The organism is Candidatus Wallbacteria bacterium (assembly GCA_028687545.1).
In the GTDB taxonomy this organism is placed as follows: domain Bacteria; phylum Muiribacteriota; class JAQTZZ01; order JAQTZZ01; family JAQTZZ01; genus JAQTZZ01.
Genome location: JAQTZZ010000032.1, coordinates 1 through 19997 on the forward strand (window position 1 = coordinate 1; position 19997 = coordinate 19997).

Consider the following 19997-nt stretch of genomic DNA (forward strand, 5'->3'; position numbering starts at 1 on the left):
TCACATTCGGACTGAGCTTACTGCGTTAACCAGCACGCGAATATGAGGTTGAAAGTTCACGGAACTCATAAACAGGTTTTGAAAGTTGTTTCCTCTTGACAGGCAGGTCATCCATATGAGGGAGGATCTTCGACCCTCCCTTAGGGAACCCGCCCAGCATGGGGACTTTGTCCCCCTGCACCCCCTTGCGGGGAGTGCAGGGATTGTGCTTCTGACACAGAGCGTTCTTACACATGTTTGATAATAGAAATGTTTATCTGATTAAAGAAGTCGCTGCGTCTTTACCCAAGGTCTGGAGCTACCCTCTCAACCCCTGACAGGGCCTAGTGCAGCTGAAATGGTTTTAAGATCTGCCCCCGTCACAAAACGATCATTATCTGATCATCACAAAATGATGATCACACATAAATGTTTTCAATTTTAAACTAAAAATAGGCATGGTTGATGTCTTTATCATTTTTGGCACGTCCTCTGCTAAATTATGTCAGGTTGAATTTTTGGAGAAAAAGAATTAAACTTTACTTAGAACAGGCAGAAATAATGAGAATAAAGTTAACTTTATCGACTTTGATTCCAGCATCCATCCCCATTAATTATAATTACTTCATCACTGCCATGATTTACAGGTTCCTGGCCGCATCCTCGCAGGAATTTTCCGCTTTTTTGCATGATTACGGCTACAGGTTGTCCGGTAGCCGGAAGGGATTCAAGCTTTTCACCTATTCCATGCTCCGTGGGCACCACACGATTACAGGCGCTCTGATTTCTTTTACAGGTCCGGTCACGCTCCTGCTGTCTTCGCCGGTGATGCCATTCGTCCAGCATCTGGTAAACGGCCTGTTCAGCAGAGGCGCAAACCTGGAAATCGGACCTTCGACCGGCAGGGGGCGATTCAGGATCGAGTCTGTGGAAACGCTTGAAAACCCGAAATTCACCCGGAAAATGAAGTTCGTCTGTTTATCCCCCGCTACTGTTAGCGTCAGTGGAGACAATGGCCTTCCCCATTACCTGCGGCCCTGGGAAGAAGGATTTTCAGACGCCATCAAGCATAATCTGATGCGGAAATACGAGCTCGTGCACGGAAAAAAGCTGAGGGACAGCGCATTTGAAGTCAGAATCGACAATGACTATATGAATCGACATGCCGGAAAAGTCATGAAGACCATTGCCTTCAAAAAAGCTAAAATCGCAGGCTATTTCGCTCCATTTACAGTCACTGGAAGTCCGAAGCTGCTGGAACTCGGCTATGAAGCCGGCTTCGGCGAAAAGGGCAGCATGGGTTTCGGAATGGTGGAGGCAGTTCGATGAATGTGCCGTTGCTAAGAGAGGTACGCCGGTCGTGTCTTGCCTTATACCTTGCCGGGAGTTATAATTTAATTAGTGACTTGCTCCCCGTCGGATCAGCTTTCGGGCCCCCGGCGGGGTTTTGCTCAATCACGAATTCCAACCATTTCTGTTTGTTGTCCAAGATGTTTTATGACATGCTTTAAATCTGGGACAGAGTTTTTTTATGGAGGTAAATGATGGTTAAAGATGCGGGAGAAAAGATTGGTCTTTTTAATTCACGCCTGGATATGTTGTTTGAAAATGTAGCCAAATGGCTGGATGAAGTGGGAATAAAGTGGAAAGTTTATGAGAGGACAAACCACGAGAACCAAAGCGGGCCATATGATACAAAGGAACTCCGCATTTTCGACGCTGACAATCAGGAAATGGCACGTTTAGAACCGTATGGCATCTGGCTCATAGGTGCTTCTGGCCGTGTCGATCTTGTGAGTGTCATGGGAAGGGAAATGTTTGTATATCTTAAACCTAACGGTGCCAAGCTCGAAAGAACAATCTCTGACGGCAAAGGTATTATAGACAAAACAGAATGGCCACTCACTGAAGAGACTGTTGAAGGATGGTATTGGATAGACAATCCACAACGTCGAAAACACCCTCCTCTTGACAAAGATCTGTTCATCGATCTGCTGGAGAATGCCAAATGAGCCAACCGGATATTGATAAAATATACATGCATTACACTATTTTACGAGACAGCCTTAAAGTTACAGGTAGGGGTTATAAATCCCCAGCTCAGAGTCGGTTGTTAAAAGGAACAATTTTCGAAGTGCAAACGGATGGAGAGTATAATACAAATTCGTTAGAAACACGAAATGAGCTTGACGATCTGATTATCTTATCCATGTTTTCTGTATTTGAAACATGGATGCATGACCTGGTCTTAAACCAGATGGGAGTTTTAAAAACGATTTTACCAGCAGATTTCGGTGCCAGGCTGTATGAATATGTGGAAAAGGAAATTGAATGGTGGAAAAATAAAGATGTGATTCATTTTTTCAAATGCATGACCCCCGGTACAAATTCCAAAATGCTTCAAATCAAAGATTACCGGGATTGGGTTGCGCACGGCAAGAAAATTGGCAAGAAACCGATCAATACTGACCCTGAAACAGTATATACGGCGATTTCCTCTTTCATTTCTGAAACTGATCTGGCATTGAGACATCCGAATCCGCAGCACCACTCTCACCCGTAAAGATGAGTTAAATAGGAAAAGGGAGAATCGGAATGAATGAATTAAAATGGACTGGGAATCCGTTTGTGGATACGGAAAGGAAATAAACCATGCTTGATACAGTTCTTCAGATAGGCAAGGCTTTTCGAGAATCGCCGGACGGATTGAAACATCACCGCTATGTAGTTCCGTGCCCACAAGATACGGATAAACAGAAAATTTTAAGGCTGTCCATACCTGTAGTTTTCAATGGTGACAAATGTGTTTTTGATTTTGACAATGTAAAAGAAATTACGGATGAAAATATTATCAGAGACAAGTTGTTTTATCTGAAGTATAAAACCTCGGATTCGGATGGTCTTGTAAAGTATGTATTTGGTGACATTTTTTATTCTACCTCTATAAAAAAGGGATTGCAGGAAGAAGGCGGCTATTACAGGATGGCGGATCTGGATAACAAGTCTAAAGGATATCGAGTTTCTTCTTTTTACAGAGGAAATGAAGATTGTAAGGAAATTGAAAATATTTTTATCAAACAATACGGGAATATCAAAGCAAAATCGATGGTATCGTCTTTTCACATCTCTTTAGAAGAGAGTATCGATTATATCGAGCGAATGTTACGCTACCATGGTGGTATTGCAGATTTTTTGCAGGATAAAATTAACTCTCCTATCACATTCAGTAAATTTCTTTTTTCAGAAGATAATTTAATATTTTATGCTTCAAAATTTGTTTATAAAAACTTCAGCGGAAATAAAGGTTCGAAAAAATTGTTTAAGCAGGTATTGGATAATGAGAACCCTCAATGGGATCAAATAGAAAAAGACCCGATTTCTCAGTTGAGACTCGCGAATTTCTTATCAGGTGATATTTTTATCCACTTCGATTTTAACGGAAAACACTGGTATGAATTCGATCACGAATTTATTTCCATCAATACTAAGCTTCTGGAGGAATTTGCAGAAAAAGACCAGGCTACAAACCAATACATGCTAAAAAAATATCTGTATAAAACATTGAGTTCTCCTGAAAAAGATTTACAATTTCCCTATTTCAGCGCTACCGGTCGTTATCGAAACAAGTGCTTCAATAGTTTTGATGATATTTTGAGTTTGATTTATGCTGTTGATTACTCAAAAAAAGCTCTGATCAGTATACCTAAAACAGATATAAAGATTGTCGTCCTTCCCAAAGGAGATGGCCTGAAATCAATTGATTATGAAAATTTCTTTACAAAAGCATCTGAAAATGAAGTGGAAACTCTGGAAGAAAATGTAAATGCTAAAAACTCCTCGGTTGAATTCGATGAATTATTCTCTCCTTTGCTGGAAAATACAATCGAGCACATAGTCAAATTCGATATGATATTTAGCAAAAAAGGAGGGCAAACAACACCAGATATCGACATGATTGAACTTTCTGGTCTTCAAAAAAGCCACCTTAGATTTATTCGTGAAAAAATTCGCAGTGTCAAAGTGGAGTTGGAAGAAAAAAGAAGCAGGGAACTCAAAGCTGAATCCACGCCGTTCTCAGTCACAAAAGCATTTTACAGAATTCTTAATGACGGCACAGATGCAGTGAAAAAATATCAGAGCCACCTTTTTAAAACGCTACCATTGATTTATTCCGATACTTATTATCACGATCAGTTACTTCTTCCCGCACTGATTTCCGTGATTGAAAAAAGCATACGATCAGCGGAAGAAAATCAGGCATTTTGGACTTATCATCGGTTGAAGTATGATTTCATTTTTCTCACATTCATCCAGAACAGCAAAGTAAAAGGGGGAAATTTTATGAAAATCGTTGAATCTCAAAGTTACAAACTGGGTGTTCTTCTTGGTAAACTGGCTCAAAATTTTGCCGGGCATGAAACTCCAATAAAATCATTTGAAAAGAGTTACGTCGGAAACTTAACAAGGAGGATTGCATCAATTAGTGATCTTCTGAAATTCAAAACATTTATTGAAGAAAAACTGGTAATGCATGAGAAGAATTTTGAAAACGTCAGAACCACCTCTCTGGAATTGACTGAAAAAATAAAAAACCGCACTGAAAAATATAATAAAAATGAGTGCGCCTTTGGTTTTTTCGAGAGCTATTTTGCCCCTTTTTCAGGGAAACAAAACCAGATTACGGATTCTTTGACAGATTCGAATAATTAAGGGAGGAATTAAATGAGCAATTCAGACAATCGGGTTATCAGCAAAAAATCGGAGCTACTTTTTCTTTACGAAAGCACATACTCTATTCCCAATGGAGATCCCTTCACTGGTGAGCAGCGCTATGATAATGAGTCGAAAAAAGTACTGGTAAGTGATGTTAGAATCAAAAGATTTATTAGAAACTATCTTCACGAAAAAGACCAGGAAATCTATGTGTTATTAGATAAATCTGAAGCATCGAAAGACGGAAAAGAATCAGGTTCAGCGGCGCGGATTAAATCTTTGAAGAAAAAATACCCAGAATTAAAGAAATCAGCGGATGTTTTAAAAAAATGCATTGATGTCCGACTATTTGGTGGGATATCTACTGAAGAAGGTGATGCAGCCAATATTACAGGACCAATACAATTTGCTCTTCTAAATCCATCACTCAATACAACAGAATTAAGACCGCATCAAAATACTTGTGTGTTCCCATCTGCGATTAAAAATGAGCAAGGAACAATCGGTACTACCACCGTTGTCCCATACAGCATCAACCAAATCCACGGCTGGACCAATCCCTATTCCGCAAAACATACTGACTTGTCTGATGAAGACGTGAACATCATGTTCAAAGCGCTCTGGGAAAGCATCAATTCCGCCAATACGCGCACAAAATCAAATCAGAATTCTCCGCTTCTGATTCAGGTCATCTATGCTGACCCAACAAGCAAAATCTACGGCATGGATCGGAAAATCACGCATACCCCATTAAACGATAAAACAGACGAACAGTTGAGGAGTATTGCAGATTACACCTTCAATTTCGCAGAATTCGAAAAAATAATTGAAGACCAGAAAGTCGAAAAAGTCCGCTGGTATTCGGATATTGATGTAATTTCAAGTTCAATTACATCAATTACAAAGGGGAAAAATAAATTAGAGAAAATGGACTTTTCGAAGATTGTTTTCAAGAGCGTGCCATGAAGGATTTGATTTTATCGGTTTCCGGCAATTGGGGGCATTTCAAAAAGCCTGAAACCAATAACAATCCCCTGACCCATGATTTCATTACCAAAACAGCTCTGATTGGGTTGATCGGAGCTGTCTTAGGGAAAGACAGGGATGTAATGAAGCCTTTGTTTCCTCAATTGAGCGAAGATTTGCTCTATGGCGTGAAGGTTGTCAATCCGGTAAAAAAAGAATCCTGGGGATTCACGATGAGAAAAGCGGTGAATTTGTTTGAGAAAGCTCCTAAATATATGGAACTTCTTAAAAATCCCGGATTTGAGGTTGCAGTATGTCTAAAAAATGACCGGTCAAAAAAAGAGTTCATTGAATTCACGCGATTCGTTGTTGAATCACGCGCCATGTTTACTCCTGTTCTTGGTTTGCATAATTGCCCCGCCATCTTGAGTTTCAAAGCAAACGGGGAATTTACAGATAAAAAAAGCGGTGCTTTCAAGACCAAGGGATTTGTCTCCACCAGACACACTCTCAATTTGGATGAGACCAGGACATTCAGAATCGGCTTTGAAAAAATTCCGACATTCCAGAATGATGATTTCTGGAACCTTCCGGAAAAATATGTTGAAGTTGTGTATCCGTCTGAGCATCGTGAGATCTCGGTAACCGGCGATTATTATCAACATTCAGATGGTGAAGCCTGGTGGCTTGTTTAGATGATTTTCTTTCTCATCCCGATAAGAGTCTATCCTTTCATACTTTGGGCGTTCTTGAAAAAATAAAGCACTTTACATCATTAGAAATTGCTGAATACGCCGGCTTGTTTCATGATTTCGGCAAAGTTAATCCTAATTTTCAGAAGAAAATCAAAGGCTTTCGATCAAACGGTTATTCAAATCATTCTCTCCTATCAGGATTGTACTTTCTGAAATACTGCGCTGCTAATCAGGCTTTATTTCGAAGTCATGAAAAAATAGCCTCCATTTTAGCAGCTATTGTGCATCATCATGGCGACTTGCCGGATTTTTCAAGAATTTTAAACACAGATGAGATTCAGAAGTTATTGAATTTTATGGATAGCGGCAGTGACGTAATTGCAGAAGCAATTGAGACTAATGTTCAGTTAAAGGAAGTCAGATTGACCTTATCTGGAAACAATCGCGACCTGCTTGAAAGAGTGCCAAGTGTTCTCTATGCTGGTATTGAGAGCAAAAGAGGAATGACCGTAGATAACTACCTTGATACTCAGTTTTCATTTTCCTGTCTGATCAATGCAGATAAATCGGATGCTGGTAATCACCAACTGGATAAATCAGAACTGGAGGTGTATTGCACTAAATTCAGCGATTCGTTGGAAAGTTATCTGAGCAAGTTCAAAAACAATTCGGAACTGGACCTTTTAAGGCAGGAAATGCGGAATAAAGCGAAAGCATGTATCCATGAAAAACTTGGGAATGGACACAGACTTTTCTCTCTAACTGCACCGACAGGTTCAGGTAAAACGACCATGCTGTTATCACTGGCAGGTGAAATCATCAAACAGCAAGGTAATCACCGGATTATCTACATTCTTCCGTTTTTATCCATTACCGAGCAAGTAGAAAAGGTTTGCCTCGATATTTTCAAAGGGCTGGAAAGTAACATCAGACGAATTGACTCCAAAACCGAGAACCGGGATTTCCAACAACAACAAGAAAATTCAGATGGCGATATGATGTTTGACTCAAAGTCTCTTCTTGATGCCAAATTTAAGGAAGACTCATTTGATTATCCGTTTGTTATTACTACCTTTGTCAGGTTTTTTGAAACCCTGTTGAGCAACAGGAATGCAACACTGCTGAAAATGCCTAATTTTTCCAAATCAATTTTCTTGATCGACGAGATCCAATCGCTCCCTCCGAGACTCTATGGCTTTCTTGTGGCATACCTTGACACTTTCTGCAGAAAATTTGGTTCATATGCTGTTCTGTCCACCGCAACTATGCCGAACTTCAGACTTCCCGAAAACAACCGACACGATTTAGCTGCCATTTTTAAGGATTATTCAACTCCTCCGGAGTTGCTTGATTTTGGATACTTCGGAAACGATATCTTCAACAGATATCAAGTGTCAGCCCCTCATCCAATTGAAACATCAGACTTATCCGTGATGATTGAAACTGACTTTTCTTCAACATTAGTGATCTTGAATACAATCCAGGATTCGAAAGAGTTATTTGCAGAATTGACTAAGAAGAGAGAACCTTCAACTCTTGTTTTTTTGTTGAATACGCATTTCAAGCCTTTTGACAGAAAACGGAAAATTAATATTTGTAAGAAGTTATTGGCAGCAAATAAGTCCCGGAAGTTGAAAAGAAAAATTATCTTGATTTCCACCCAACTGATTGAAGCTGGTGTAGATATTGATTTCCCAGTTGTATACCGTGATATCTGTCCTATGCCAAGTATTATACAATCAGGAGGCAGGTGCAACCGGAATGGATCGAACGAAATCCCTGGAAGGCTTGTATTGTTTGAACTCCAAAAAAACAAGAAAAGTCGAGCAGACCTGATATATAGAGGGAGAGATTCCAGATTTCTGAATTTCAGTAAACAGAAGCTGAGTGAAACCCAATATGAAGAACCAGGCTTGTTTGAATTGCAGAAATTGTTCTTTAGCGATGTCCGGAAAGAAACTCTGTTCGGTGTTCACTATGGCTCTTGCTTCATCGATGGAGAAATTGATTTTGTTGCTGAGATAAAAAAAGGAAGTTTTTCAGAGGTCGGTAAATTCAGATTAATAGACGAGGATTTTGGTGAAGAATTTCGCTATTACATCCCGGTTAAAAAAGATGATACTGAATTTGAAAAGCTTGAAAACCTGTTCAATGAATTGAAATCCATCAAATTCAATGACTTTGAAAAGAAAAAACTGAAGCTGATTGAAATCGATAAACGGTTAAAAAAAATGGCAGATCATGTTGTTCAGATCCGATTGAAGAAAGATGACAGCAAGCCTGTAGTTAGTAGTGAACCATGCTTTGGTCTTTTGAAACTCAGCAAGGAACATTACAACTCAAGAACAGGGATATGCTTGTCCAATGATAATCAACTTCTTTGAGGAATAATACATGAAAAGAAAATTGACGCACCCTTACTCCCTCTCCTTCAAACTCTCCGCAGTCCGCCGAGCGCTGGAGCCGGGCTGCGATATCGCAAAACTGGCTGAAGAATTGGGCATTCGCCAGATCACGCTCCGCAAATGGATTATATTGTATGAAATTGATCCTGAAATTTTCAGCGGCAGGAAGAGATCGCCCACTGAACTGGAACGCGAGAAAGCCAGATTGATTAAAGAGATCGCTGATATTAAAATGGAAAACGAAATCCTGAAAAAGGTTGCAGCCAGTTCCTTGAAAAAGTAACAAAACAATGAAGGCAGGCTGAAGATGAGCAGCAATCTCCCTGACATCACAGCTACTGAGTTCAACTATTTCCACATCTGCCAGCGGAAACTCTGGCTCTTTTCCCACGACATCGAGATGGAGCGGGAATCGGACGCAGTGCTGATGGGAAAGCTGATCCACGAAAATTCCTATCAGCGGGAAAAGAAGGAAATCCTGATCGATGGGCTGGTGAAGATCGATTTCATGGACGGGGAAGGTGTGCATGAGGTGAAGAAAAGCGACTCCATGGAAGATGCTCATGTCTGGCAGGTGTTGTACTATGTTTACATCCTTCGTAAAAAGGGTGTGGAAGTCAATAAAGGTGTGATCAATTACCCCAAGCAGAAACGCACGGTGGAAATCGAGTATACACCGGAAAAAGAAGCTGAAATTGAGCGGAAACTGGTGGAAGTTGAAAAAGTCCGGCAATCTCAAGATCCGCCCGCGACTCTTGTTTCGAAAATCTGCCGGAAATGCGCGTATGAGGAATTCTGTTTCGCATAAGGAGCAAGTCGGTGAAACGTAATTATTATCTGCTGAAAAACTCGCGCATCCGTAGAAAGGACAATACCATCTGCTTAGAATACGAGAACGGCGAGAAAAAGAACCTGCCGATCGAAGATGTGGAAGCTTTCTATCTTTTCGGGGAAATGGATTTGAATACCAAACTCCTGAACTTCCTGTCCCAGGAAAAGATACCGCTGCATGTCTTCAATTATTACGGATACTATTCCGGATCATACTATCCCCGGGAATATCTGAATTCCGGATTCGTGCTGGTGAATCAGGTCGAGGCATACAAGAATCCGGAGAAGCGGCTGGAAATAGCGAGGGAGCTGATTACCGGTGCCAGTCACAACATTCTCTGCAATCTTAAGTATTACCAGAACCGGCGTGCCGGCCTTGAAGGCCACATCGAAGAAATCGAGAAGTACAAAAACAAGCTCCCTGAAGTCTCCTGCATCATGGAGCTAATGGCATGGGAAGGCCATATAAGGGATCGTTATTATGAGAGTTTCAATGACTTTCTTGACTTACCTGAACCTTATAAAAAAAGGGTGAAGCGACCGCCTGACAACATGCTGAATGCCCTGATCTCTTTCGGTAATTCCCTGATGTACGCAACTGTGCTGGGGGAAATTTATCATACTCAACTGAATCCCACTATCAGTTACCTGCACGAGCCGGGGAACCGCCGGTTTTCCCTGAGTCTAGACATTTCCGAGGTTTTCAAGCCATTAATTGTTGATCATGTAATCTTCAAGCTGATCAATACCAGAATGCTGTCTGAAAAAGACTTTGATCAGGACGCCAACTGCTGCTATCTCTCGGAAAACGGAAGAAAAATTTTCATTCGTGAATATGACGAGCGGCTTTCCACTACTATCAAGCACCGCCACCTGAAGCGCAATGTATCCTATCGGAGGCTGATCAGGATGGAGTGCTATAAAATAGAGAAAACGATTGTCGGGGACGCTGAATACAAGGCTTTCCAGGCCTGGTGGTGAATTTATGCATGTAATCCTCTTTTACGATGTCGAAGTAGAGCGCGTTCAGAAAATCCATAAATTGATGAAGCGCTATCTTACCTGGGTTCAGAATTCTGTCTTTGAAGGTGAAATGACTGAAGGTAAAATGGAAGAGATGAAAAGCGAACTCAGGAAAAAGATGAATCCAGGCCTGGATTCTGTGATCATTTACAAACTTGGCGATCTGCGTTATACAGAGCGGGAAATTGTTGGCGTGGAGAAAAACACCACAGATAATCTGCTTTGAAGTGACTGCAGATGTGTGATATTCTAAGTCTATCTGGTGTAAAGCCGGATTGATTGAAAAACATCGTCGATCCCAGGTAAAGCAAAAACCATGGGGATGCGACAGACTGGCAATGGTCTTTGACATTAATTGATTTTGTTGATCCACAATAATATCCGCCGAATTTTGTCTGCATTCCATTATATCTCGGAGTGGTGCGACCAGCTATCCGATGAAAAACTCATCGGATCCTGGCACAAAATCGGCCTTTTAATCGAACCAGAATGGAATTGAAACGATGATAGGTCCAGTGCAATTATTGAAACTATGACCTTTTAATCGAACCAGAATGGAATTGAAACTAGTGAATAGGCACTTGTAACTATATTAATATTATACTTTTAATCGAACCAGAATGGAATTGAAACGCATTAACAACAGCATTACCCTTCTTTACTATGTAACTTTTAATCGAACCAGAATGGAATTGAAACTGCGTAGAAACAGGAACACTTTCCGCGGGGCGGCAGCTTTTAATCGAACCAGAATGGAATTGAAACGTCATTATGTGCAGACTGCTTGACAAAGGAATTAGCTTTTAATCGAACCAGAATGGAATTGAAACCAATCTCGCGGATGAAATTAGGTGCCGCTCGAAGCTTTTAATCGAACCAGAATGGAATTGAAACAGATCGTACCGAAGCGCATGGCAGCCGGGAAAACACTTTTAATCGAACCAGAATGGAATTGAAACCTGAACTTAATATGTTTGGATAATTGATTTTCATTCTTTTAATCGAACCAGAATGGAATTGAAACTGCCTCCACGCTATTAGGATTACTTCTGCGGTTCTGCTTTTAATCGAACCAGAATGGAATTGAAACGCGGCACCAAAAAGCCGCAAGGAGGAAAAACCGACTCCTTTTAATCGAACCAGAATGGAATTGAAACGAGAATTTCGCTGGTGTTCATCTTTCCCCCTATTTCTTTTAATCGAACCAGAATGGAATTGAAACAAATTCAGAGCGGCCTTTTGCAACCGTTATTCATGCTTTTAATCGAACCAGAATGGAATTGAAACGTTTTACGCCCGAGATGTATTTATCACCGTCTGAAACTTTTAATCGAACCAGAATGGAATTGAAACCTGGAAACGGAGTCGTACCAGTTGTGGTTGCAGCACTTTTAATCGAACCAGAATGGAATTGAAACCGCTCACCTGGACGCAGGGCGGCTGAGGGCTGATCCCTTTTAATCGAACCAGAATGGAATTGAAACAGGCTCGCAGAGGTTAGGGCTGCAATGAAAACAGCTGGCTTTTAATCGAACCAGAATGGAATTGAAACGAAAAAGGCGGAAGGCGGGGCAGGCGGTTATTCTGCTTTTAATCGAACCAGAATGGAATTGAAACGACAAAATCGCGAGTCCCCTTGTCGTCGATCATGATCTTTTAATCGAACCAGAATGGAATTGAAACTAGCCACGATCTGCCATCTTCGCCTGAGCGTAGAACCTTTTAATCGAACCAGAATGGAATTGAAACTTGCCTCATCCTCATCGTAAACTGAGATGCCTTTTTCCTTTTAATCGAACCAGAATGGAATTGAAACCGGCCAGCGGGTACGATGAGATCAACAAGTTCGTGGCTTTTAATCGAACCAGAATGGAATTGAAACCTTGACAAAATTAACTTTCACGCGCGCGGGCGCACTTTTAATCGAACCAGAATGGAATTGAAACGAGGCCGGACACATTGCCCCTGAGGCCGGACACATCCTTTTAATCGAACCAGAATGGAATTGAAACGTAAACGAAGGCCATCCCTGCGCACCTGCAGGAAGGCTTTTAATCGAACCAGAATGGAATTGAAACTCTGGAGAAATCTGCTTTGACACGGCTGAAACTCGCCTTTTAATCGAACCAGAATGGAATTGAAACGTAATTCTGGTGCAAGGTGATGATCTCGCCGTCCTGACTTTTAATCGAACCAGAATGGAATTGAAACAGGTTATAAATCATGTTCATCAGAGCCAGGGACCGACTTTTAATCGAACCAGAATGGAATTGAAACATATCAAAGATTAGGGATTTCATATATCAGCTTACCTTTTAATCGAACCAGAATGGAATTGAAACCTGAACTGAACTTGCTCACCCTTAGCTTCGGCAGCCCTTTTAATCGAACCAGAATGGAATTGAAACTACATGTGGAATACATTATCCACGATATCTGTACCTCTTTTAATCGAACCAGAATGGAATTGAAACGTCTAACCCTGTAATAGCTGTACCTAACAGAATGCACTTTTAATCGAACCAGAATGGAATTGAAACGTTGTTACCAGCGCCAGTTATGTGACGCTGGACGGGCTTTTAATCCCACTTCGCTTCGCTCCGGGGACAATGGGCTGTAACAAAATCTTCCTTTGTCAGATTTTGTAACACCCCTTATGTCGAACCAGAATGAAATTGTGCCTATTGTCAAAAACCCGGGAAGGAATTAGAATGAATTCCTAAAATCATTTGAGGTCTGTTAGAATTGATCAATCCCGCCAACATCGAATGCAGGCTGCACATCCACGACAGATATCACATAGAGCAGAAGATGGCTTATCTTCCGGACGGGCAGGACCGGGAAAGCGAATACAGGATTGAAAACTACATCTTCATTCCCAAAAACCTCGGCATTAACGAGCGGGCTTATCCGAAAAGTGAGATTTACCATTGGATCAAGAACTACGTCAGGTTCAGGAATCCCAAAATACCGGTTTCAAATCTGATCTCCAGCAGCCAGGGTTCCCCGCTTTGCAAGCTCAAAACCATAGTCGAATCTCTCGGCCGCTGTGCGGGGGATAGAAAAGTGGTTAATGCCTATGAACATGAACTCAAGATGTTCGGCTCGATCACCAGAAGTACATTGCGGGACTTGACCACCTTCATCAGGGACAATGGCATCACACGCAGAGACAGAGAGCGGCTGATAGGTGATTTCATCTCTTCTTCGAAGGAAGTGATAGCCGGCCTGGAAAAGATCTGGACTCTGGTCTGTATTCCTCAGATTCCCAGGGACCTGCAGAGTGAATTTCTCTGGCTGGAAGAGGCTGTTAACATGTTTGTCAATGAAAGCTGCTTCGATATCCTGGAAATACTGAATAAAAAGCTCAACATCCACGACGAGCCTGACCTGAATGCAGAACTTCTGAATCTGATTGCCGAGAACAACAGCGCGAGGGAAAAGCTCCTCCACCATAAAGATGGAGAGAATGGCACAAATGAGTCCTATGTATTCAGAAAAAGGATACTTAAGAAATTCGTCTCCAGCGTACTTTTTCTGAACGTAAGCGTGAACGAGGAAAGCAAAAAGCTGGAGCATCTGCTTTTTGCTCTTTCAGCTGGAATCTCAATGATCTTTGCCACAGCAGTAGCTTATTACTTCAACCTTCGCTATGGAAATTTCTCATTCCCTATGCTCGTGGCCGGCATCATTGCTTATATGTTCAAGGATCGTATCAAGGTGCTGGGTCAGGACTATTTCAGGAACATCTTGAGCCGCCATTATTATGACCACAAGATCATGATATCAGTACCAGGTGCTGAGAAAGCTGTGGGAGTATGCAGGGAATACATCCGTTATCAGCTCAGGCACGACCTTCCGAAAAAAATCGCACAATTTACAGAGCAGAATGACTTTTATCAACTGGAACGCGAGCTGAGTGGGGAAAACATCATTCTTTACAAGAAAAAAATCAGGCTCGACACCGGTGAAATTTCTAAGCTGTACGATGGAGTTTCCGGAATCATAGATATCACCAGGCTGAACTTCAAGGAATTCCTCAGCAACATGGACGAGCCGGATGTACCAGTGTTTGCGGTAAACAATGGCGCATACACCTGCGAGAAGGGTGAAAAACTATATCACGTGCATCTGGTCACACATCTGCACTCAGGCATAACCGACCGTCTACAGTGCTTTAGGATCGTGCTCAACCGCAGGGGCCTGAAGCGTATCGACCAGATAGACTTGTGAATCTATCGGTCCTCACACATTGGAGCCGGTTATTCGAAGAAACTCTTCTTCACCAGGATCACGACCCCGATGAAAATGATTCCCCAGGAAATCCCGAGCATCAGATATCCGCCTAAAGTCAGTTCCATGTTATTCATCCTCCTTGACGGTATACTTCACAAGCAGGCACATCAGGCAGAACAGCACCACCATGATCCCTCTTGACAGCAGGATATGCGGCGAGCTGGCCTTGAGCACATCAGGCAGATTTATGAAGATGAAGCTCAGCAGGATCGCACCGATGTAGACTGGAGCAATGTACTGGATGATGTAGCGATAAATTTTTGGAACCCGGATTTTCCCAGCCCTGTTGATCTCGTCAAAGCCTTTCTGCCCTCCGATCACCCAGCCATAAATTATCAGTTCTATGAATGCCAGTACCACCAGCAGGAAGGTCCCGCCCCAGAAGTCCATTTCGTCCATGAAACCCTTATCAAACCAGAGGATCACTGGCAGGCAGTAGACGATCGAGGACAGGCCGAAAACTGCCACTGCTTTTCCCTTGCTGAGATTGAGGCGTTTCTGGATAAAGGCGAACATCGGCTGTGCAAGGGAAACCGAGGATGTGATGGCTGCCAGGAATAAAAGCACGAACCAGATGAAACCGAAGAATTTGCACCAGCCATAGCCGAACTGCTGAAAAATCAGGGGCAGGGTGTTGAAACCTAGGCTGACAGTGCCTTTCTGGGCGATCTCTGCAGTCATTGCTGCGCCGAAAAATACCACAGCGGCCGGGATGGCGATCGTGCCGCCCATGATCACTTCAGCGAATTCGTTGAGAAAACTGCTGGTCAGGCCGGATAAGGCGATATCGTCGTTCTTCTTGAGATAGGATGCGTAAGTCTGGATGATGCCTGAACCTACTGACAGAGTGAAGAAAATCTGGCCTGCCGCAGCCAGCCAGACTTTGGGGTTTGAAAGGACTTCGAAACGCGGATTCCAGAGGAATCCCATGCCCAGGGAAATGTTGGGCAGGGAAAAGATCTTGAACATCATCACAAAGCCAAGCACGAACAGGACAGGCATTGCGAAATTGCAGAGCTTCTCAATCCCGCCCGTGATTCCTCCATAGAGAAAGTAGAGGTTGAGCGCCATTGTGATCAGAAAAAAGGTGATGGCTACGAAAAAACCGGAAAACCATTCTCCGCCCTGTATGCCCAGGTAATTCCCGAAGAAATTGCCGATCTGGCTCTGCGGGACTGTGAAATATTTTCCGCTCGCTGAAAACACGGCGTAACCGAGGCACCAGGACTCGATGTAAGTATAGTAGACGAAAATTACATAGGGGATGAAGAGGCCGAGAACCCCCAGGTATTTGTAAAACGGTTTTTTCAGCAGGCTCTGGAAGATCTCTGGCAGAGTATGCTGATCATGCTCTGCTCCCATTCTGCCGAAGGACCATTCCACCCACATCAGTGGTATGCCTAAAAGCAACAGCGCAATGAAATACGGGATCATGAAGGCTCCGCCCCCGTTCTGGGCAGCCTGCTGCGGGAATCGCAGGAAGTTTCCCAGTCCAACCGCGCTCCCGGCCACAGCCAGAATTACCCCCGCTTTGCTGGTCCAGTTCTCCTTTTTCACTTTTACTCCTCCTAGATCGTTTTTCTGTTATTAAGAGCTTCTGACAATGTCCGGGTGTCACAATATTCAAGATTCGCTCCAACCGGAAGTCCGAAAGCCAGTCTGGATACTATTAAATCAGACGATTCCTTCTTGAGCAACCCGGTCAGGAAATGCATGGTCACTTCTCCTTCGGTCTCAGGGTTGAGAGCCAGAATCACTTCTTTGGTGCCGTGCCTGGTCCTCTCTGTCAGAGTATTGAGATGGAGTTTTTCTATGCCGATGCCCCTGAGTGGAGCGATCACTCCTCCAAGTATGTGGTACAGGCCCTGATAGTTTCCGGTTTTCTCAATCCCCAGGATGTCGCTGAACTGTTCCACAACGCAGAGGAGGCTTTTGTCGCGCGAGTCATTATGGCAGAATGGGCAGAGAGAATCAGAGAGAAAAAAATGACATTGTCCGCAGTAGCGGATTGTTCCGTCGATTCCAGATAAAAGACCTGCGAATTTCTGCAGTTCACCTGCAGGAAGTTTGAGCAGATGCACCAGGATCTTCTGAGCGCTGCGGGAACCCACCCCAGGGAAGTTTCCGATGAATTCCTGCAGCAGCATGAGATTTTTGGGAAGCCTGATTTCCATGGCTCAGAAAAGGCCGGGAATGGGCAGTCCGCCGGAAATCTTGGACATCTCGTCCTTGGAAAGTTCCTCGACCTTGTTGTGGGCGTCATTGTAAGCGGCCAGGATCAGATCCTGCAGCATCTCCGGGTCCTCAGGATCGATCGCATCCGGTGCGATTGAGATTCCAATCAGCACGCCTTTGCCGTTAAGCTTGACTTTTACGGTCTCTCCGCCGCTTGTGCCTTCGATTTCCTTGTTTTCCAGCTCTTCCTGCATTTCCAGCATTTTTTTCTGCATTTTCTGGGCTTCCTTCATCAGGTTACCCATCTGTCCACCGCCGAAAAAAGGTCCTTTGGACATAAATCACTCCTGCATAAAATTCTTACAAAACATTAAGAGGTTTGTAAGTTGGTAAGTTGGTAAGTTAGTAAGTTAATAAATTTTATACCGGGGGAGGTTTAAAAAACAAATCTTCTTCGAACTTATAAACTTAAAATCATTTGAACTTATAAACCTGTTGCAGTAGCGGATGTTCTAATTGTTGATAATATCTATGATTTCAGCCCCGAACATTTCCTGAAGCTTCTTCACCTGCGGGGGGAGATTGTCAGCTCTGGAGGCAGGCTTATCGAGCGATATGTCCAGGTCAGGCTTTTCGTTGAAGTGTTTACTAAGCACTTCCAGAATGATCTTTTTCTGGTCCTGAAGGCTTGCGAACTTGAATTCAAAAGGAGTGAAGAACGAAAGAGAAAGTTTTTCGGGCGACCAGAGTTTGACTTTGGCGTTTCTAAGGATTGCTGCGAGCCCGGGGTGAGAGTTGGACAACTGGAAAATGAGAGTGTCGATTTTTTTGTCTTCCAAAACAGACGGAGTCGGCGGTGACACCGGCTGAGCAGGAGGCTTAATGATGGTGGTCTCAGAACTGCGCCTTAATGCGGGTTCAGGGGAGGCTCTCTGCTCCCTGGAATAACCCCCCTGGAAAAGAGTTTTCATAAACACAAGATCCAGCACCTGGCGGGGAAAAGGGTGCCAGCGGAGCTTTTCCAGACTCCAGATCAGATTTTCCAGCAGATAGACCAGGAGCTGGGAATCGGCTTCAGCAGAGAGGATTTTCTCTTTCAGATGGGTGATCAGTTCCTGGATCAGAAAATTGACCGATGTGCCGCCGTCCAGCACTCGATTGACCAGGTTGTCGAGGTCCGGGTAATTCTTTTTGGAAAGAAGCTCTACTATCATCTGACAGGTCTCGGAAGGGAGCAATCCGAACAGAAGATCAAGGTCAGGGCTTGTAATCTTATCTTTAGGCAGCAGGGTAAGCTGTTCAAGCAGGCAGAGAGAGTCGCGCAAGGCACCGTCAGACAGTCTGGCGATTGTCATGAAGGCAGAAGATTCAATTTCACCGAGACCGCGTTCGCTTTTTTCCAGCAGCCAGATTTTTTCGAGGTGACCGGCGATCTCCGGCAGGCTCGCTCTTCTGAAATTGTGGCGCTGACACCTGGAAATGATCGTAGGGAGAAGCTTTTCCGGTTCAGTGGTGGCCAGAATGAAGATTGTATGACTGGGGGGCTCTTCCAGCATCTTGAGAAAGGCATTGAAAGCCTCCCTGGTCAACATGTGGGCTTCGTCGATAATGTACACCTTGTACTTTCCGCACTGGGGGGCGAAGATCACTTTTTCCCTCAAGTCCCTGATGTCTTCCACCTTGCGGTTGCTGGCCGCGTCGATTTCGAACAAATCCACGAAAGTACCCTGTTCGATCGAACGACAGTTGGAGCATGATAGACAGGGTTCAAAATCGATGGGAGACAGGCAATTGATGGCTTTGGTGAGTATCCTGGCTGTGGAGGTTTTTCCGCTGCCCCTTGGGCCGCAGAAAAGATAGGCATGGGTGAGCTTTCCCGTTTTCAGCGAGTTTTTCAGGACGCCTGTTACGTGGTTCTGCCCGACAAGTTCGGAAAATTTCCGTGGCCTGTATTTCTGATAAAGACTCATAATCTGGGATTTTTCATCAATTTGCCGAAATGTTGTATAACATATATTATATATCAAGACGGGAATCTGCAACATTTAAGATTCCGGATTCGACTTGGAGATGGAATGACTGACTTCATATCTGAATTTATTCAAAAAAAGAGGCTTGGCCAGATTCTGGTGGACAAACATCTGATCACAGAGGACCAGCTGATGGAGTGCCTGCAGGCACAGGCTGAAACCAAGGAATTCATCGGGGAGCTCCTGGTGCGCAAAGGTTTCATTGACGAGGAAGTGCTGTACCAGACACTGGCCGAGCAGCTTAAAATCCGCTACCACTCTCTGGAAGAAGCTAAAAAACGCCTGGAACAGGAGAGTATCCCTGAGGACCAGTCGGGATTGACTTCAATCTTTGCCAAACAGAACAAGATTTTCGTTCTCGATGCAACAGGAAATGAAATCGAGATTCTTACCAGCGACCCCTTGAATCTCACGCTCAGAGACCAGATAGAGATGATCACGCACCGGACCGTCAATTATTCGGTCTGCAGCCGCAGCACGGCCTCTCAGCTCTTATCCGCCACTACTCAGAAAACACGGGATGTGGGCAAACGGCTGATCGAAGAAGCCTTCAGATCTCCCTTGTATGTAGTTACCAAACTCTGCGATGAATGCGGCGAGGAAATGATTTTCGTGCTGGCTGAGATCGCCAAGAAGCATCCGGATTCGCTGGCCCGCAGAGTGGCGATCAAAAGGATGGGCAATTTCCACAATTCTACGCTGGTATTCATTTTCCAGCAGCTGGCGAAAAACGAACCAAATCACGAGAACCGCGAAATCATCGACGCAATGCTGAAGCATTACATGAAGGGTTCCGGGGGTTAATCCCACTCCGTCCTTTTGCAGTATACAAAAGGACTCCGGGGATAAGTGTCAGTAAAAACTTCGCAGCAGCTCAGTTTTAA

General features: G+C 43.5%; 17 protein-coding genes and 1 CRISPR repeat array. Of the genes, 13 read left to right on the forward strand and 4 right to left on the reverse strand.

Going from position 1 to position 19997, the window contains the following annotated elements:
• Nucleotides 1–540: 540 nt before the first annotated feature.
• The 12 genes from cas6 (at nt 541) to PHW04_12740 (ending at nt 14845) form a co-directional block, all read left to right on the forward strand.
• Nucleotides 541–1308 (forward strand): CRISPR-associated endoribonuclease Cas6, encoded by a 768-nt coding sequence (gene cas6, locus PHW04_12685; GenBank protein MDD2716741.1) that lies wholly within the window; start codon nt 541–543, stop codon nt 1306–1308.
• Between the two features lie 215 nt (nt 1309–1523).
• Entirely contained in the window at nt 1524–1991 is a 468-nt protein-coding gene (locus tag PHW04_12690; protein MDD2716742.1) for a hypothetical protein, read from the forward strand.
• The gene (locus PHW04_12695) at nt 1988–2542 is read left to right on the forward strand and encodes a hypothetical protein (protein MDD2716743.1); all 555 of its coding nucleotides are present in this window, start codon (nt 1988–1990) and stop codon (nt 2540–2542) included. Before PHW04_12690 ends, PHW04_12695 begins: the two co-directional genes overlap by 4 nt.
• A gap of 89 nt (nt 2543–2631) precedes the next feature.
• Nucleotides 2632–4689: a hypothetical protein gene (locus PHW04_12700; GenBank protein ID MDD2716744.1), complete on the forward strand. Its 2058-nt coding sequence runs from the start codon at nt 2632–2634 to the stop codon at nt 4687–4689.
• A gap of 12 nt (nt 4690–4701) precedes the next feature.
• Nucleotides 4702–5658: a type I-B CRISPR-associated protein Cas7/Csh2 gene (gene cas7b, locus PHW04_12705; GenBank protein ID MDD2716745.1), complete on the forward strand. Its 957-nt coding sequence runs from the start codon at nt 4702–4704 to the stop codon at nt 5656–5658.
• A complete protein-coding gene (gene cas5, locus PHW04_12710) occupies nt 5655–6353 on the forward strand; it encodes a CRISPR-associated protein Cas5 (GenBank protein MDD2716746.1) in 699 nt (232 codons plus the stop codon). Before cas7b ends, cas5 begins: the two co-directional genes overlap by 4 nt.
• Nucleotides 6341–8737, forward strand: a complete 2397-nt coding sequence (cas3, locus tag PHW04_12715) for a CRISPR-associated helicase Cas3' (GenBank protein MDD2716747.1) — start codon at nt 6341–6343, stop codon at nt 8735–8737. Before cas5 ends, cas3 begins: the two co-directional genes overlap by 13 nt.
• A 10-nt stretch (nt 8738–8747) precedes the next feature.
• Nucleotides 8748–9041, forward strand: coding sequence for a transposase (locus PHW04_12720; GenBank protein ID MDD2716748.1), 294 nt, complete (start codon nt 8748–8750; stop codon nt 9039–9041).
• 24 nt (nt 9042–9065) lie between these two features.
• Nucleotides 9066–9566, forward strand: a complete 501-nt coding sequence (gene cas4, locus PHW04_12725; protein MDD2716749.1) for a CRISPR-associated protein Cas4 — start codon at nt 9066–9068, stop codon at nt 9564–9566.
• An 11-nt stretch (nt 9567–9577) separates the two neighbouring features.
• Nucleotides 9578–10570 (forward strand): type I-B CRISPR-associated endonuclease Cas1b, encoded by a 993-nt coding sequence (cas1b, locus tag PHW04_12730; GenBank protein ID MDD2716750.1) that lies wholly within the window; start codon nt 9578–9580, stop codon nt 10568–10570.
• Nucleotides 10571–10574: 4 nt separating this feature from the next.
• Nucleotides 10575–10838, forward strand: a complete 264-nt coding sequence (cas2, locus tag PHW04_12735; GenBank protein MDD2716751.1) for a CRISPR-associated endonuclease Cas2 — start codon at nt 10575–10577, stop codon at nt 10836–10838.
• Nucleotides 10839–11084: 246 nt separating this feature from the next.
• A CRISPR array of direct repeats spans nt 11085–13218; the repeat unit is 30 nt; unit sequence CTTTTAATCGAACCAGAATGGAATTGAAAC.
• Nucleotides 13219–13357: 139 nt separating this feature from the next.
• Complete coding sequence (locus tag PHW04_12740; protein ID MDD2716752.1) at nt 13358–14845, forward strand: hypothetical protein; 1488 nt, start codon at nt 13358–13360, stop codon at nt 14843–14845.
• Nucleotides 14846–14974: 129 nt separating this feature from the next.
• On the opposite strand, the gene PHW04_12745 is transcribed toward PHW04_12740, so the two are convergent.
• The 4 genes from PHW04_12745 to dnaX all read right to left on the reverse strand — a co-directional run bounded on the left by PHW04_12745 (nt 14975) and on the right by dnaX (nt 19053).
• Complete coding sequence (locus tag PHW04_12745; protein MDD2716753.1) at nt 14975–16465, reverse strand: sodium-dependent transporter; 1491 nt, start codon at nt 16463–16465, stop codon at nt 14975–14977.
• A gap of 11 nt (nt 16466–16476) precedes the next feature.
• The gene (gene recR, locus PHW04_12750) at nt 16477–17082 is read right to left on the reverse strand and encodes a recombination mediator RecR (GenBank protein ID MDD2716754.1); all 606 of its coding nucleotides are present in this window, start codon (nt 17080–17082) and stop codon (nt 16477–16479) included.
• Nucleotides 17083–17085: 3 nt separating this feature from the next.
• Nucleotides 17086–17421 (reverse strand): YbaB/EbfC family nucleoid-associated protein, encoded by a 336-nt coding sequence (locus PHW04_12755; protein MDD2716755.1) that lies wholly within the window; start codon nt 17419–17421, stop codon nt 17086–17088.
• A gap of 174 nt (nt 17422–17595) precedes the next feature.
• On the reverse strand, nt 17596–19053 hold the full coding sequence (gene dnaX / locus PHW04_12760) for a DNA polymerase III subunit gamma/tau (protein MDD2716756.1): 1458 nt from the start codon (nt 19051–19053) through the stop codon (nt 17596–17598).
• Between the two features lie 105 nt (nt 19054–19158).
• Between dnaX and PHW04_12765 the strand changes: the two genes are divergently transcribed.
• Nucleotides 19159–19917, forward strand: coding sequence for a hypothetical protein (locus PHW04_12765; protein ID MDD2716757.1), 759 nt, complete (start codon nt 19159–19161; stop codon nt 19915–19917).
• Nucleotides 19918–19997 lie beyond the last annotated feature (80 nt).

What these genes read in the sequence shown, in the direction of transcription:
- cas4 (MDD2716749.1), top strand. Translation starts at nt 9,066, where the DNA reads ATGAGCAGCAATCTCCCTGACATCACAGCTACTGAGTTCAACTATTTC.
- PHW04_12695 (MDD2716743.1), top strand. Translation starts at nt 1,988, where the DNA reads ATGAGCCAACCGGATATTGATAAAATATACATGCATTACACTATTTTA.
- PHW04_12700 (MDD2716744.1), top strand. Translation starts at nt 2,632, where the DNA reads ATGCTTGATACAGTTCTTCAGATAGGCAAGGCTTTTCGAGAATCGCCG.
- cas6 (MDD2716741.1), top strand. Translation starts at nt 541, where the DNA reads ATGAGAATAAAGTTAACTTTATCGACTTTGATTCCAGCATCCATCCCC.
- cas5 (MDD2716746.1), top strand. Translation starts at nt 5,655, where the DNA reads ATGAAGGATTTGATTTTATCGGTTTCCGGCAATTGGGGGCATTTCAAA.
- cas2 (MDD2716751.1), top strand. Translation starts at nt 10,575, where the DNA reads ATGCATGTAATCCTCTTTTACGATGTCGAAGTAGAGCGCGTTCAGAAA.
- dnaX (MDD2716756.1), bottom strand. Translation starts at nt 19,053, where the DNA reads ATGAGTCTTTATCAGAAATACAGGCCACGGAAATTTTCCGAACTTGTC.
- recR (MDD2716754.1), bottom strand. Translation starts at nt 17,082, where the DNA reads ATGGAAATCAGGCTTCCCAAAAATCTCATGCTGCTGCAGGAATTCATC.
- PHW04_12765 (MDD2716757.1), top strand. Translation starts at nt 19,159, where the DNA reads ATGACTGACTTCATATCTGAATTTATTCAAAAAAAGAGGCTTGGCCAG.
- PHW04_12720 (MDD2716748.1), top strand. Translation starts at nt 8,748, where the DNA reads ATGAAAAGAAAATTGACGCACCCTTACTCCCTCTCCTTCAAACTCTCC.
- PHW04_12755 (MDD2716755.1), bottom strand. Translation starts at nt 17,421, where the DNA reads ATGTCCAAAGGACCTTTTTTCGGCGGTGGACAGATGGGTAACCTGATG.
- cas7b (MDD2716745.1), top strand. Translation starts at nt 4,702, where the DNA reads ATGAGCAATTCAGACAATCGGGTTATCAGCAAAAAATCGGAGCTACTT.
- PHW04_12690 (MDD2716742.1), top strand. Translation starts at nt 1,524, where the DNA reads ATGGTTAAAGATGCGGGAGAAAAGATTGGTCTTTTTAATTCACGCCTG.